The following is a 15,258-nucleotide window of genomic DNA, read 5'->3' as shown; positions in this document are numbered from 1 at the left end:
TATTTGGCTGAAAGGACACGTTATACCAGATTTTCAAAAGGATATTCAGCCATGTCAAACCATAATGTTGCACTTCAATTTGAAGATGGCGTTACTCGTTTTATTAGTGTTGCTCAAGGTGAAACCTTATCCGACGCAGCCTATCGTCAAAAAATCAATATCCCTCTAGATTGCCGTGATGGCGCATGTGGGACATGCCGTGCATTTTGTGAGTCGGGAACTTACGACATGCCTGAAGAATCTTATATCGAAGACGCTTTAACCCCCGAAGAAGCTGAGCAAGGTCATATTTTAGCTTGCCAATGTCGTCCAAGTTCAGATGCTGTTTTCCAAATCAGTGCATCATCTGACGTGTGTAAAACTGAAATTCATGAGTTTCAAGGCACATTGTCTCGTGTTGAAAATATGTCGGATTCTACGATTACCTTTGATATTCAACTGGATGAAGATCAACCTGACATTAACTTCTTGGCAGGTCAATACGTCAATGTCGGCATTCCGGGGACTGAAGAAACTCGTTCGTATTCGTTTAGTTCAAAGCCGGGCAATCGTTTAACAGGCTTCGTGGTTCGTAATGTCCCTGAAGGAAAAATGAGTACCTTCCTGAGTGCCGATGCGAAAGCCGGCGACAAAATGACCTTCAAAGGTCCTTTTGGTAGTTTTTATCTGCGTAATGTCGTCCGTCCTGTGGTCATGCTTGCAGGTGGTACAGGTATTGCGCCGTTTATGTCCATGTTACAAGTGCTTGAAGAAAAAGGTTCTGAGCAACCTGTTCGTCTTGTATTTGGCGTAACCAATGACTTTGACATCGTAGCAAAAGACAAGCTAGATGAATTACAAAACAAACTCCCTTGGTTCGAATACCGTACTGTGGTCGCTCACCCTGAGTCACAGCATGAACGTAAAGGCTATGTGACCAGTCATGTTGAAAAAGATTGGTTAAACAATGGTGATGTGGATATTTACCTCTGTGGTCCTGTGCCGATGGTCGAAGCTGTACGTGGCTGGTTAGATACCGAAGGCGTTAAACCTGCAAACTTCTTGTTTGAAAAATTCTCAGCGAATTGAGGGAGAATAGTTTAATGTCAGAACAAGCCAGATTTAGCAATAAAGTTGTTATTGTAACCGGTGCCGCTCAAGGTATTGGTCGTGGAGTCGCACTACAAGTGGCCCGAGAAGGTGCTCAAGTGGTATTGGCAGATCTCTCAGATTTTGTTGAAGATACGCTGAACGATATTCAAGCCCACAATGGCGATGCCATTATTGTTAAAGCCAATCTTGAAACATATTCAGGCGCTCAATTAGTTGCTACCCAAGCCATTAAAAAATATGGCCGAATTGATATCTTGATCAATAACGTCGGAGGTGCGATTTGGATGAAGCCCTTCCAAGAGTTTTCAGAAGAAGAAATCATTAAGGAAGTTAATCGTTCATTATTTCCAACCCTCTGGTGCTGCCGAGCCGTGTTACCTGAAATGATTCAAAATCAGCAAGGGACAATTGTAAATGTATCTTCTATTGCAACCCGTGGTATTAACCGTGTGCCATATTCAGCGTCAAAAGGTGGGGTTAATGGCTTAACCGCTGCTCTCGCTTTTGAACATGCCAAAGATGGTATTCGAGTCAATGCCGTAGCCACAGGTGGCACAGAAGCCCCACCACGAAAAGTACCAAGAAATACCAATCCATTGTCAGATCATGAAAAACAATGGATGCAAGACGTGGTCGATCAAACCATTGACCGTACATTCTTAGGACGCTATGGCACAATTCAGGAACAAGTGAATGCCATCTTATTTTTGGCATCCGATGATTCATCTTATATGACAGGAACAGTCGTCCCTGTTGGTGGTGGAGATCAAGGTTAAACGCTATACCGTCATTGGTTTAATTCAACAGGCTCATTGACATAGTCGCATGGAGGCAAAAGCGATGGCACCCCTGTTAAAAACATTAAAAGAAGATTGGTCGATCTCAGCGACGGTTGCAGGATTTTTAGCCGTGCTGATTTCATATTCAGGCCCACTGATTATTTTTTTCCAAGCCGCACAAAAAGCTCAAGTTTCCCCAGCCATGATGATTTCATGGATTTGGGGGATTTCTATTGGTGCTGCGCTGGCGGGTATTTATCTCTCTATTAAATATAAAACCCCGGTGATTACCGCGTGGTCAGCGCCCGGTACAGCCCTTTTAGTCACCCTATTTCCGAATATTTCACTGAATGAAGCCATAGCAGCTTATATCACGTCCGCTATTGTTATTTTCTTGATTGGCATCACTGGCTATTTTGACAAACTCTTAAAATGGATTCCTCAAGATGTCGCTGCGGGAATGATGGCAGGTATTTTATTTCAGTTTGGACTTGGACTGTTCACTGCGACAGATAGTATGCCGATCATTGTCTTTGGCATGTTATTGGTCTTTCTCATATCGAAAAGACTTTCGCCACGCTACGCGATGATTTGGGTCTTACTGACTGGTGTCATCCTGAGTTTTACATTAGGAAAAATTAATCCTGTTGATGTGAATTTTCAACTCGCTATACCGCAGTTTATTGCTCCAGTTTGGACTTGGAACTCGACTTTAAATTTGGCGATTCCCTTAATTTTAGTCAGTCTGAGTGGTCAATTCCTTCCGGGGATGGCGATCATGAAACTAAGTGGATATGACACGCCAGCTAAGCCCATTATCACTGCGACCAGTATTGCCTCGCTCGCTGTAGCATGTGTCGGAGGCATTACCATTGTTTTGGCGTCTATTACCGCAGCCATGTGTATGGGCAAAGATGCACATGAACTAAAAGAAAAACGTTATATAGCTGGTATTGCCAATGGTATTTTTTATATTTTAGGCGGCTTATTTGCAGGCAGTATTGTCATGTTATTTAGCCTATTACCTAAAGAGTTGGTCGCTGCACTTGCAGGTTTAGCGTTATTAGGTGCGATTGGAACAAACATGTCCGTTGCGATGAAAAATGAGGCCAACCGTGATGCGGCGCTAATCACTTTTTTAGCGACAGCCTCAGGTATGCATTTTTTAGGGCTAAGCTCAGTATTTTGGGGGATTTGTATCGGTGTCGCTGCACATGTCATTTTGACCAAACGAGTAGCCACACAAGCACCAACGAGTAGCCACACAAGCACCGATGACAACGACTCAAGATTCTAAAAGTTCATAATGTCCAAACGCATTGCCAATACAAAGAAGATGGAACACTACATCTTCTTTGTTTAATCGAAAACTCAATTTTTTGATTTTCTTGTCATTTAAACTTAAAAATTCAATATTCGAAATTAAGAGCTCTATAGGATAAAAAAGGGATCATGTTGCATCATCCCTTTTTTACTTATCTTTGAATTATTTACGTTTTTTCTTACCACTAAGTAGATCTATGGCTTGGGCATAACGTGTAGGTGCAATTCGCTGAATTAAATCAATAATTTTGGCATCATTACCAATTAAAACTCGACGTTTATTCTGCTTTACCGCATCTAAAATGCCTTTTGCTGCGACTTCAGGCGGTGTTTTTAGCACTTTATTAAATGCTTTGGTTGCCCTATCTGGGTTCATCCCTAACGCACGAATACTGTCACTCATACGCGCGCTATTTGCAATATTGGTTCGAATCCCACCCGGATGCACGCAAGTTGCGCTGACTCCAGCATTTTCCAAGTCTAATTCTTGGCGTAAAGATTCAGTAAAACCTCGTACCGCAAACTTCGTTGCATTATAGGCACTTTGAGTCGGTTGAGCCGTCAAACCAAATAAGCTGGAAATATTAACTATATGTCCATCGCCACTTTGTCTTAAGTACGGTAAAAATGCTTTTGTCCCATACACCACGCCCCAGAAATTGATATTCATAATCCACTCAATTTCATCATAATGCATACCTTCTACTGTACTGGCTAGCGCGACACCCGCATTATTAAAGATCAAATTGACCTGACCAAATTCAGCTTGGGTTGCAGCCGCCCATTGCTCGACAGCGGCACGATCAGATACATCTAACTGGGTCTGAGTTATTTTCACACCGGTGTGCTTAATCATTTCAGCCGTTTGTGCAAGGCCGTCGAGGTTGCGATCACTTAATGCTAGATGCGCACCTGATTGAGCCAGTTGAATGGCTAACTGCTGCCCAATACCTGAACCTGCTCCAGTAATGGCTGCGACTTTGTTGTTAAAATTTTTCATCGTTATTCCTATACACACTTAATCTCGTTCAGTGAACAAGCTGCATTTTCATATTATTCATAACACAAGCTTAACGAGAACTGATCTATGAATGAAATGATTTTATTTAATTGTAAAATATGAATGCTATACATAGCTCTTTAGCGTTATTGCTTCAAATCAAATTAATGTAATTCAACATGATTAGAGCAAAAATTGAAAACTTAAATGAGCCTTTTAGCTCCGGCTTTTTTTGGGATTGTAGCTCTAAATTTTTCAGCTCAAACAGCGTTTGATATTTATAAAATTGATACAAATCCCAAATGTTATAAACAAAGCTCAACATTTATTCTATTTTTCTACACGATCCAGATTCTAGATATTCAAAATCAGTATATAAAATCCACAATATATACTTATTTTTTTGTGAATATAGCCCTTGAAGACAACAAGGCTGATGCTTTGTAATTTTCCAAGTCTTGTGTATCCACCCTTTGGAAGATCAGGGATGCACATCTCTTACTATGTTCAATAGAGGTTCTAAAATGATAAAAACAACTCTTAGCCTAATCGGTTTGTCACTGGTGTCTAGCTTAGCTTTGGCTGCTGATCCATTGCATGGTACTAAATGGAAAACCATCGATGACCAAACCAAAAAACCTTTATCTGTAGTTCAATTTAACGAAACATCAAAGGGCGTTTTATCTGCAAAAATCGTTGATGTACTCACCCCGGGTGAAGCAGAAAACTGCCAAAAATGTGTAGGTAAATTCCACAATAAACCACTACTCGGTGTGCAAATCGTGAATGGTTTGAAAAATACCGGTAAAAATACCTATGACGGCGGTAAAATTACTGACCCGAAAAATGGTAAAACCTATAGTTTCAATGCCAAAATGTCGAATGACGGTAAGACCTTGAATGGTCGTGGCTATATTGGAGTATCCGCGCTTGGACGCAGCCAGACATGGATACGTGTAAACTAATCCGTATCGTACAAATTCAAAAAGCGACTCGATTGAGTCGCTTTTTTGCATGAAAATTTCAAATTTAAAAATTTTGGAATTTATATATTAAACGGTATAACGTTTGCTTAACCCCCATTCAGCTAATATGCGACGATAGGTTGTCGATGAGCGATCTGCTTCGAAATGCGCCTCCATACTGATATCCAATGGCAATTCCTCTGGTTTTTGACTTTCCACCATGTCCTGATCTTCAGCAAAAATTTGTGCATTAAAATCATAGACCGCTTGCAAATCTCCTGTGGTATCAAAATTACGAGTTAAAGGCACAAATAAACGGGTTTTGTTATGCGATACAGGACAACAGGCATTTAATATTTTTAACACCCCATTTTCAGGAAAATCGATGGTTAAAATTGCTGAAAATGGCGGATAGACATCAAATGTTCTTTTCCATAAAAAGTCTTCTGGTGCTAAATGTTGTAAGCCATGCGGATAATTACTCACATCACTAAGATATTCTGTATGTAGTCCATAGTCCGTGCGTACTGTGGAATATTTTTGTACTTTAGGATTTTCACGGTCTGCAAAGCTCTCATGATGCACCCATGCGAAATGTGCAACATCAATAAAGCCTTCGAGTTGACGTCCACTTGAACCTCCAATATCAACATGAGGTGGCAATATAGATTGGTGCTGCTCGGTATCCCACGTGTCTAAATCGGGAAAATTGGCCGTAGATTCATCGCGGTTAAATAAACTGGTCCACACTAATCCATATTTCAATACAACTGGAAATTTAGTTAATGAAAAACGCTCTGAAATTTGAGTCAGCTCTGGCTGTGCGGGAATTTTTACACACTTTCCTGCGCCGTTATAATGTAGACCATGATATGGACAAATAATGTCTTCACCCTTGACCCAGCCTTTGGTTAATGGCACCCCACGATGTGGACAGATGTCACGAACCAAATGAATTTTTCCACTTTCAGTTTGATATAACGCCATTTTTACATCGAGTAATTGCACTTGTTGCGGTTCAATCGAAACATCTTCTACACGTGCAACGGGATACCAATGCTGCGCCAAAATATTCCAGTCGTTAGCATCAAATGTACTGCACTGAGGTTGGGTAAATAAATTGAGTACTGGAATGGCATTCATAGTTCATCTCGACATTTTCAATATTTCTTCAGCATTTAGCATCATCAAAATTTTGCTAAATCCTTATTTTCTAAATTGAAATTAAAATCTAAACACATTTTTGTCTATTAGAATGATTTGCATAGATTGTTCTGTTTTTTGGAACATTAAGTATTCATTATTGCTTGATTTGATAAAGCTGGCATGAATATCGCTTAAAATGCATAACATTATGATTCGCTGATGACGCGATAGAGATTGAAGCCTGTATGTCGATTACTTTTTCTAGATTTTCTGAATATTTCATGGCGGTTGCACGGACTGGAAGTCTGCGCAAAGCTGCTGAACAACTTTTTATTTCAGTCTCGGCAGTACATCGACAAATCGTTTTGGCAGAAGAAGAACTGGGGGTTGCCCTATTTGAACGACTACCTCAGGGCTTAAAACTGACGCTCGCGGGTGAATTACTGTATGCCGATTTATTAAAATGGCAAAAAGAATATCAACTGACACGAACTCGATTTGATGAAATCCAAGGCTTAAACCGTGGAAACATTGAAATGGGCTTTATTGCAGCTTTGAATGACAGTTTCGTCGTCGACTGCATTCAAAAGATGGCTGAAACATATCCGTGGATCAACCTCAATATCAGCATGAATAGCAGTGAAGATATATCCAGAAAAATCGTCGATGCAGAATTAGATTTTGGCATAATTTTAAATCCCAAAAGCCATAGCCAATTAGAGATTTTATCCTTTATAGAAATTCCCTTGGGCTTTGTGATGTCGCCGCATCATACCTTGGGTGGAATGGATAAAATTTATCTTTCAGATACGTTAAATGAACGACATATTTTACCGAGTGATCCACTCATTATTAGTGAATATGTACAGACTTTATATAAACATCATAAGTTTAGTCCGATTCAAAAGATCGAATGTAATGACATTAGAATGATATTGTCATTGGTTCAGCAACAATTAGGCATCAGTTTGATGTCATATATGGATGCTTTGCCACTGCTTGAGAATAATAAGATTATTTTTAAACCGATCCGTGAAAAAGGTTTACACAGTTTAACCATCGCTTTATGTGTCGCATCGAAGCGCCAAACCTCCCGAATTTCTCAGATCATGATTAATCTTTTGGTGGAAAAAATGGAAGAAATTAAAATCAATTTAAAATCCATGACCCCCTAAAACCAATATTTTGGCGTTGTAATAGCAAATAATTATTTAAAAAAAGCCAGTGCGAATAACCCGTACTGGCTGCTGAAAGCTAAAGTTTTATTAGTTTATTTTTTTAATCCAATGGATTGCCTACAATATTACTAATGATGCCTTTCATAATATGATTGCCTTGTTCTTTACGCAGTTCTGCATACCATTCACGCGTCACACTTTCATCTTTCATATGCGTCACATCACAACGTTTACGCGCTCGCAGAACCAATTCATTAGCACGTTCATTACGTTTATTTTGATAACGACGCAATGAATCTTGTAAGCCCAAAGTATTGATTTGCAAAGAACGAGCTAAATAAATTGCATCTTCCATTGCTTGGCAACCACCTTGTCCAATATCAGGCGTTGTGCTGTGTGCTGCATCACCCACGATCACCACACGGCCTTTGTAGAAATCTGCAAAAGGTTCAATATCATGAATTTCTACCCGATTGGTTTTTTGGGCATCTACAGCATCAATCAGCTTTTGCACCGGTTCACACCAACCTTTAAAGTATTCTTTAAATAAGGCCTTATATTGTGTGCGGTCATTTTCTAAGCCTGCTGCTAAAGGTACATCAAAGAAGAAATAGAATCGGTTGTCGGCAACGGGCATCAGCGAAACGCGTTTACCTTCACCTACAAATGTCGTCCACTGATCTTCCGCAGCAAATTCTTCTGAAATCTCGACTAAACCGTTCCAATTGACATAACCTGCATAGCGGCGCTCAACTTGTTCCCCCAATACATACGCCCGTGTCAGTGAATGTGTTCCATCGGCGCCCACCAATAAATCAGCCTGAACCTCACTTCCATCTGCAAAACGTGTGATCACTTGATCATCTTGCTCCAAGAAGCTCACCATTTTTTTACCCAAATGAATATTCTCACGGCCAAACTCATCCATGAGCATATTTTGTAAGTCTGCACGTGAAACTGGATAAGGTCGCTGACCAACTTCTTCAATTAAAGGAAACAGACTAAACTGCGTCATAACATCGCCAGTTAAACCATCGATATAGGCTAAGTGATCCATCTTGCCACCGAGCTTTTCGACTTGTTCGGTTAGCCCCAAATAGTTCAAACATTTGACACCGTTAGACCATAAAGAAATAGCGGCTCCAACAGGTAAAATTTGTTCTGCCTGTTCATAGATGGTTACTTGGTGTCCAAATTTTTTCAAAGCGATCCCTGTCGTTAGGCCCGCCATACCTGCACCAATAATTGTAATGTCCATCTATAACTCCCCTGTGTTTTTTTAAATATCTTTCTCCTAAAAAGCGAAAAGCATGCCATTTTTTCAAACAAACAATAAAAAAATCTAAAGTTGGCACACGCTGTGCTTCTAAACACGTGTAAATGCTAGTTTTTATCAAATGTTAAATTTTTAACACTAAAAACAAAATGCATATGTTTTAAATGAAAATAGTGAATGGATTTTATATATGGCGACTTTACTCGCACCAAGTTTTGATATTCCTGCACAATTACAGACACTTACAAATTTAGCAGATGACCGTATTGGTGCAAAAATACTTGAATGTTCAGATGATTTTTTTGCAGAAGCAAAACGCATGCTTCAATTTAATGCACCTATCTTCGTCGAAGATAAATTTGATGATCATGGCAAATGGATGGATGGTTGGGAAACGCGTCGTAAACGCCATGCAGGTTATGATTGGGCAATCATCCAACTCGGTGTTGCTGGACGAATTCAAGCCTTAGATATTGATACAACATTCTTTACAGGGAATTATCCAGCTTCCGCATCAGTTGAAGCCTGCTTTGCACCAAATGGCGAGCTAGCACAGGCAGCATGGGTCAATATCTTAGACAATACCGTATTGGGCCCGAGCCAACACCATATATTGATGGTCTCAAATGATCAGGTTTTTACCCATGTGCGTTTAAATATATACCCAGACGGTGGTATTGCACGATTTAAAGTCTATGGTGAAGTTCAGGTTCAAATTCAAGACAATACGAGCACATTAGACCTTGTTGCACTGGAAAATGGTGGACGCGTAATTGCTTATAGTGATGCTCATTTTGGACATCCACGAAACTTAATTAACCCTGGCCGTGGTATCAATATGGGAGATGGTTGGGAAACTAAACGTCGCCGTGCACCAGGTTTTGACTGGTGCATTTTGGCTTTGGGTCAATCTGGTGCAATAGAGAAAATTGATATTGATACTGCCCATTTTAAAGGCAACTTTCCTGCACAAGTGTCCATACAAGCAATTTATATAGAAGATGCCACTGACCCTCAACTGATTCCGCAAAGTATGTTCTGGCCGTTTTTGCTCGACGCACAAGACATGCAGATGGATCATATTCATAGCTTTGTGAGTGAGATTTTAAAGCATGAAAAAATATCGCATATCCGCATCAATATGATTCCTGACGGGGGGATTAGTCGCATACGGTTATGGGGGAAAATACATCCTTAATTACAGTGTAAATAAAATAGGAAGCCTTCGTGCTTCCTATGTGTATGGTTTCAATTTTTTTTAATTAAATGCCCTATAAGATATCTAAACATGACACACAGCATAAAAATACAAGCTCTGAGTATTGAAGGCTTTGCACCTTTTGGAGAAGTCATTTGCACGACTGGACATGATTTTTTCCACATCAATGACGCACATACAGAGCGATACCATGCCCTCGTGGAAACAGAAATTTCAGGTGATGCGGTTGCTGGAATTAGCCTCTTTAGAAATATCAAAACCACTGAATTGCCTTTTACGATTTCGATGTTAGAGCGTCATCCCAACGGCTCGCAAGCGTTTATTCCAATGCAAGCGCAGGCTTTTTTAGTGGTAGTTGCACCTGCGTTAGATGATCACAGCCCCGATCTTACACAGCTATGTGCTTTCATTACTGATGGTAGCCAAGGAGTCAATTATCGTGCAGGAACATGGCATCATCCTCTCCTGACACTCGAAGCACCGAGTAGCTTTGCCGTCATCGATCGGATTGGCGCTGGGCATAATTGTGATGTGTTTCAGTTCCCAACGCCTATTCACATTTCAAATTAATGGTTTTTAGCTTAAAAACTTAGAGTTAAATAGGCTAAAAACCACCTAACCACCTGTTAATACATAATTTATTCCATCTCTTGATAATGTTTTATTTAAACATTACTCAATAAAAAGCCCTCTACTTCGAGGGCTTTTTTAAACTATAAAGTTTTTATTTTATGAATCATCGTGTGGTTCAAGACTCAAGATCGGCAATGATTAATGTTGCACATCTATCGCCATGCTTGGTTTTTTAACCTGATCTTTGCTCATAGTCACTTCCTTATTTTTAAATAAATTCAAATGATTGAACACAATATTTAAAATAATCGCCATCAAACAAGTTGAACTAATGCCTGAATGAAAGAGTGTTTGCACCCATTTCGGGAAGTTTGCATAGAAAGAATGATCGATAATTGGAATCATCCCTGCTGCAATCGCAGTCGCAACAATGATGAGGTTCTTTTGCTCGTTATAGTCAATTTTCGCCAAGGTACGAATACCACTTGCCGCAACCGTTCCAAACAAAACTAAACCAGCACCACCTAATACAGGGACTGGAATCGCTGCAATCAGTCGTCCCATAATTGGTAGAACGCCTAATACGACCAAGATCATCCCACCCGCTGCAACAACAAAGCGACTTTTCACGCCTGTAATCGCTACTAAACCGACATTTTGTGCAAAAGCACTTTGCATGAATGAACCGAAGATTGGCGCTGCTGCACTAGATAGCATATCTGCACGTAAGCCATTGGTAATACGCTCAGCATCCACTTTAGTACCAACAATTTCCCCAACGGCAATAATATCTGCTGTGGTTTCAGTCATAATCACTAAAGTCACGATCAGCATGGCAATAATGGCACTTAACTCAAAAGTTGGCATACCAAAAGCAAAGAAGCTTGGAAATTGAATCCAGTTACCATTTGCAACTTTAGAAAAATCGCCAAAGCCAAAGGCATAAGCCAGCACTGTACCGAAGACAATGGCCAACAAAATAGATAAACGTCGGATGGTTGCATTACGGGTTAAATTCAACGCAATCACGATACCCAAAGTTAAAAATGCCAAGCTGATGTTCTCAGCACTTCCCCAGTCTGGTGCTTTATTGTTCCCCCCCATCATCCAGCGTACCGCTACAGGCAGCAATGAAAGACCAATCACGGTGATCACACAGCCAATCACAATCGGTGGGAAAAAACGAATAATTTTTGAAAAATAAGGTGCTAGAAAAAAGCCAATTAGAGATGCAACAATCACCGCACCATAAACAGCAGAAAGCCCACCGCCTGCGGTTACTATGGCAATCATCGTCGCCACACCTGCAAATGAAACCCCTTGAACTAAGGGTAATTTTGCACCGATATATTTCACACCTACGGTTTGTAGGATGGTCGCCAAGCCACCGACAAAAAGCGCCGCGGCAATCAATAAACCGATTTGCGCAGGTTCAAGTCCCGCGGCTGTACCAATAATCAATGGCGGAGCGATAATACCGCCATACATGGTTAATACATGCTGTAGTCCATAGGCAAGGCTTTTCCCTGCGCCTAAATATTCATGTTCTGGTGAAACTGTTTTATCTTGTTCTGTCATTTTTATATCCCCTATTTTTTAACTTTGCTCTTAGCTTCCGCGATACGTAGAATATGCAAATGGGCTAATGAGTAAAGGAATATGAAAATGCTGCGAGGCATCTTTTACATAAAAATGAATCACAGCTTTTGGAAAAAAGGTTTCGGTATTTAACGTCTGAAAATATTCAGCAGTCGCAAATTCAAGGCTATACGCACCTGCTGTAAATTCCTTGAGTGCAAAATCATTAACGCGGCCATCAGCATTGGTTTGGGCTGAACCCAACAACTTACCTTCAGCATTAAATAATTGAATGCTGACGTTCGCTGCAGGTTTGCCTAGATTGGTGTCTAAAATATGTGAGCTAATCATGCGCTAAGCTCCTGTTTTAATCTTAATAAGGCAATTTCAGCCAGTTGATGATGGACAATTCTTTTTTCTGTTTCAGGATCATTCAATAATCGATATTTCAGCGCCTGTAGTACATCTTCACTACTGAGGCCTGAAGCTTTGATTAAAAAGAGATAACCGTACTTTTTCTCATACGCGATATTGCCTTTCAGCAATGCAAATTGAGTTTCTTCATCTGCTGAAATTTCAGACTGTTCTTGATTTGAAAATTGTTGTTCCAAACTACTTAATTCAGCCTGCGCCTTTTTTTCACCAATTCGTGGATGGTTATCTAGAGCATTTTTGATTTCATCCCAAGTCCAAGCTTTTGCAGCTTTTACTGCTTGCTCTGTGATTTGCGTGATAGAGGTATAAGGACGCTGCGCTACAATGTGTTCTGCCCAGCCTTCAATTTGCACACAGTGCTTTAAAAAAGTTTTTACATCTGCTTCGGATGCTTGATTAAATTCAACAAGTTGCACTATAAAATCGCCTAAAATTATTGAATGATTGTTCAAATTTAGTTTTGCAATATCAGTGCCAACCTAGGTCTATGATGTCAGTTACCTAAGTTCAGGCCTAAAAAAAGAGGAGCTAAGCTCCTCTTTATCCAAATATTTTTTTTTAGACTGCATGATGTGTATACCAATGTTCCGCGATATCACCACGGCGACAGATCCAGACTTTTTCATGTGATTGCACATAATCTAAGAATCGTTGTAGTGCTTTAAAACGGCCTGGTCGCCCTAAAATACGACAATGCATCCCTATCGATAACATTTTTGGCGCACTTTCACCTTCTTCATATAGCACATCAAAAGCATCTTTAAGATATTGATAAAACTGTTCACCACTGTTAAAACCACCCGGTGAACAAAACTTCATATCATTGCTTTCAAGTGTGTAAGGAATAATTAAATGTGGACGGGTTCGACCATTTTCATTCGTCAAACGACTCCAAAAAGGCAGGTCATCACCATAGTGATCGCAGTCATATTTAATTTGCGGAAATTCAGCCAATAGCTGACGTGTGTTGGGACTGTCACGCCCTGTGTACCAGCCAATAGGCGTCTTTCCAAATAAAGCTTCAAGCACACTAATCGCTTGATCCATGTGCTGACATTCTAGCTCTATCGGCATATCCTGATAATGTAACCAGCGTTGACCATGTGAAACGACATCATAATTGGCTTGTTTGATCGCTTCGACAATATAAGGATTGCGCGCTAAAGCCATACCAACGCCAAAGACTGTCATGGGTAAATCACGTTTTTTAAATTCTTCATGAATCCGCCAAAAACCGGCTCTGGAGCCATATTCATACATCGAGTCCATCGACATATGTTTGGCAGGAAAACTGGCCGCTCCAATAATATCGGATAAGAATTGTTCTGATCCTGCATCCCCATGTTCGATATGGTTTTCTCCACCCTCTTCATAGTTCAACACAAACTGCACTGCGATACGTGCCTGATTAGGCCATACGACTTGAGGTACATCGCCATGATATCCAATTAGATCTCTGGAATAATCCTGTTGTTGGATCTGGTCAATTAAGTCTTGCCCGCGTAAGTAGCCTGTAGTCACTTCAACTTCCTAATTTGTTATATCAAACAGTAAAAAATTAGGTAGAAGCAAGCAAATTATGCGCCAATATCTTAGACGGCTAAATAACTTTTCATATCAATGACCATTGCCTTTTTTTAAAATATTGAATGGTTGCCCTGAATCATCTGCAATGATTGAAATTTGCCAAATTTCATCTATTTCTGGAAAATTCTGATGCAGTTGATCAATGAAATAGTAATAACCCGGTGTATTTTCGGCAATATAAATGATTGTATTTGAACACAATATATAGAGCTGAATCTCATCAATGGTTCCAAGATCTTGGCGTACGACATCTATACTTTGAATATCTTTCCATAATATAGTTTTAGTGCTTATTTCAGGCCCAGTTATAGTGTATGTGAAACCATCATTAAAATATTCAAAATCACCTTTATCCTGTCTTAGAATTTCAAATTCGTTTGTTTTATTTTTTATATCTTGTTTTAAATCAATTGAATCTACAAACCAAATATGAGGATGACAAATTATTGCATTCCAAATAATAAAAATACAAAGTGTAAAAAACCATATATTAGCTGTAATTACTATCGTAAGCACTGCCAATATAAATAAGATAAAACCCAAATTTAGGTTTAAAAATAATATAGTTGAAGTTCTTATTGGTAGTTGTACTTTCATTGGCAACTGCTTGAATAAAATATTACCATCATTCAATTTTTCGTTATATTTAAAGTAAAAACAAATTGCCAGTATTAAGAATGACATTAAACTAATGAATGTAAAATGTTTTTCCCATATTTGCCAATTAGATAAAAAATATATAAAAATGACCATAAATATTGAAATTGAACAATACATCGTAAGTAAGGAATTTAAAAAAATATGCATTCTCATTGTTTGTTTAATCTAGTAATTTTTTAATGGTATAACTATACTTAATTATTGATAAATTTAAAGCGTCATGATCAAATATTCTTTGTAAAATCAACACACCTAACTCTGAAAATTAATTTATATTCATAAGTCACTTTTACTCAGTTCCAAATAAAAGATTCAAACAATAGATTTCTTTCATAAGTCATTTTTCACTCAGCTCCAAGTTATAAATTCCAGCAATTAGATTGAATCTTAATGCTAGTCTTTTGCCTCGATTGCGATATCGCTCAGCAAGAATTTTGAAGGTTTTCA

15 protein-coding genes and 1 pseudogene are annotated in these 15,258 nt (G+C 39.3%); 7 read left to right on the top strand and 9 right to left on the bottom strand.

Annotated features, from left to right (window positions below):
• Positions 1 to 51 precede the first annotated feature (51 nt).
• The 3 genes from benC to benE all read left to right on the top strand — a co-directional run bounded on the left by benC (position 52) and on the right by benE (position 3,168).
• Positions 52 to 1,068: a benzoate 1,2-dioxygenase electron transfer component BenC gene (gene benC, locus FTT76_RS13065; protein ID WP_180190564.1), complete on the top strand. Its 1,017-nt coding sequence runs from the start codon at positions 52 to 54 to the stop codon at positions 1,066 to 1,068.
• A 14-nt stretch (positions 1,069 to 1,082) separates the two neighbouring features.
• Positions 1,083 to 1,868, top strand: a complete 786-nt coding sequence (gene benD / locus FTT76_RS13060; RefSeq protein ID WP_180008139.1) for a benzoate diol dehydrogenase BenD — start codon at positions 1,083 to 1,085, stop codon at positions 1,866 to 1,868.
• Between the two features lie 64 nt (positions 1,869 to 1,932).
• Complete coding sequence (benE, locus tag FTT76_RS13055) at positions 1,933 to 3,168, top strand: benzoate/H(+) symporter BenE (RefSeq protein ID WP_180008138.1); 1,236 nt, start codon at positions 1,933 to 1,935, stop codon at positions 3,166 to 3,168.
• A 189-nt stretch (positions 3,169 to 3,357) separates the two neighbouring features.
• Here the strand turns inward: benE and FTT76_RS13050 are convergent, their stop codons facing one another.
• Positions 3,358 to 4,194: an SDR family oxidoreductase gene (locus tag FTT76_RS13050; RefSeq protein WP_180008137.1), complete on the bottom strand. Its 837-nt coding sequence runs from the start codon at positions 4,192 to 4,194 to the stop codon at positions 3,358 to 3,360.
• Positions 4,195 to 4,718: 524 nt separating this feature from the next.
• Between FTT76_RS13050 and FTT76_RS13045 the strand changes: the two genes are divergently transcribed.
• Entirely contained in the window at positions 4,719 to 5,159 is a 441-nt protein-coding gene (locus tag FTT76_RS13045; RefSeq protein ID WP_168379617.1) for a DUF2147 domain-containing protein, read from the top strand.
• A gap of 87 nt (positions 5,160 to 5,246) precedes the next feature.
• Here the strand turns inward: FTT76_RS13045 and FTT76_RS13040 are convergent, their stop codons facing one another.
• Positions 5,247 to 6,302, bottom strand: coding sequence for an aromatic ring-hydroxylating dioxygenase subunit alpha (locus FTT76_RS13040; protein WP_180008136.1), 1,056 nt, complete (start codon positions 6,300 to 6,302; stop codon positions 5,247 to 5,249).
• 248 nt (positions 6,303 to 6,550) lie between these two features.
• On the opposite strand from FTT76_RS13040, the gene FTT76_RS13035 reads away from it, so the two are divergent.
• Complete coding sequence (locus FTT76_RS13035) at positions 6,551 to 7,480, top strand: LysR family transcriptional regulator (RefSeq protein WP_180008135.1); 930 nt, start codon at positions 6,551 to 6,553, stop codon at positions 7,478 to 7,480.
• 103 nt (positions 7,481 to 7,583) lie between these two features.
• Here FTT76_RS13035 and hpxO read toward each other — a convergent pair whose 3' ends face one another.
• A complete protein-coding gene (gene hpxO, locus FTT76_RS13030) occupies positions 7,584 to 8,741 on the bottom strand; it encodes an FAD-dependent urate hydroxylase HpxO (RefSeq protein ID WP_180008134.1) in 1,158 nt (385 codons plus the stop codon).
• Between the two features lie 208 nt (positions 8,742 to 8,949).
• On the opposite strand from hpxO, the gene alc reads away from it, so the two are divergent.
• Together alc and FTT76_RS13020 are read left to right on the top strand one after the other, a co-directional pair.
• Positions 8,950 to 9,957, top strand: a complete 1,008-nt coding sequence (gene alc, locus FTT76_RS13025) for an allantoicase (protein WP_180008133.1) — start codon at positions 8,950 to 8,952, stop codon at positions 9,955 to 9,957.
• Positions 9,958 to 10,047: 90 nt separating this feature from the next.
• The gene (locus FTT76_RS13020) at positions 10,048 to 10,548 is read left to right on the top strand and encodes an ureidoglycolate lyase (protein ID WP_180008132.1); all 501 of its coding nucleotides are present in this window, start codon (positions 10,048 to 10,050) and stop codon (positions 10,546 to 10,548) included.
• 201 nt (positions 10,549 to 10,749) lie between these two features.
• On the opposite strand, the gene FTT76_RS13015 is transcribed toward FTT76_RS13020, so the two are convergent.
• From FTT76_RS13015 to FTT76_RS12990, 6 genes and pseudogenes are all read right to left on the bottom strand, one after another.
• Positions 10,750 to 12,129 carry a nucleobase:cation symporter-2 family protein gene (locus FTT76_RS13015; protein ID WP_180008131.1) on the bottom strand — a complete coding sequence of 460 codons (1,380 nt, stop codon included), beginning with the start codon at positions 12,127 to 12,129 and terminating at the stop codon, positions 10,750 to 10,752.
• A 30-nt stretch (positions 12,130 to 12,159) separates the two neighbouring features.
• Positions 12,160 to 12,480 carry a hydroxyisourate hydrolase gene (uraH, locus tag FTT76_RS13010; RefSeq protein ID WP_180008130.1) on the bottom strand — a complete coding sequence of 107 codons (321 nt, stop codon included), beginning with the start codon at positions 12,478 to 12,480 and terminating at the stop codon, positions 12,160 to 12,162.
• A complete protein-coding gene (gene uraD / locus FTT76_RS13005; protein ID WP_180008129.1) occupies positions 12,477 to 12,980 on the bottom strand; it encodes a 2-oxo-4-hydroxy-4-carboxy-5-ureidoimidazoline decarboxylase in 504 nt (167 codons plus the stop codon). Before uraD ends, uraH begins: the two co-directional genes overlap by 4 nt.
• 142 nt (positions 12,981 to 13,122) lie before the next feature.
• Positions 13,123 to 14,085 (bottom strand): allantoinase PuuE, encoded by a 963-nt coding sequence (gene puuE / locus FTT76_RS13000; protein ID WP_180008128.1) that lies wholly within the window; start codon positions 14,083 to 14,085, stop codon positions 13,123 to 13,125.
• Positions 14,086 to 14,181: 96 nt separating this feature from the next.
• Complete coding sequence (locus FTT76_RS12995) at positions 14,182 to 14,748, bottom strand: hypothetical protein (protein ID WP_180008127.1); 567 nt, start codon at positions 14,746 to 14,748, stop codon at positions 14,182 to 14,184.
• Between the two features lie 400 nt (positions 14,749 to 15,148).
• Positions 15,149 to 15,258 (bottom strand): annotated as a pseudogene (locus tag FTT76_RS12990) (IS5/IS1182 family transposase); the annotation flags it as partial.

This window comes from Acinetobacter sp. YH01009, assembly GCF_013420765.1.
Classification (GTDB): Bacteria; Pseudomonadota; Gammaproteobacteria; order Pseudomonadales; family Moraxellaceae; genus Acinetobacter; species Acinetobacter amyesii.
This window is presented reverse-complemented; position numbering and strand designations above follow the sequence as displayed.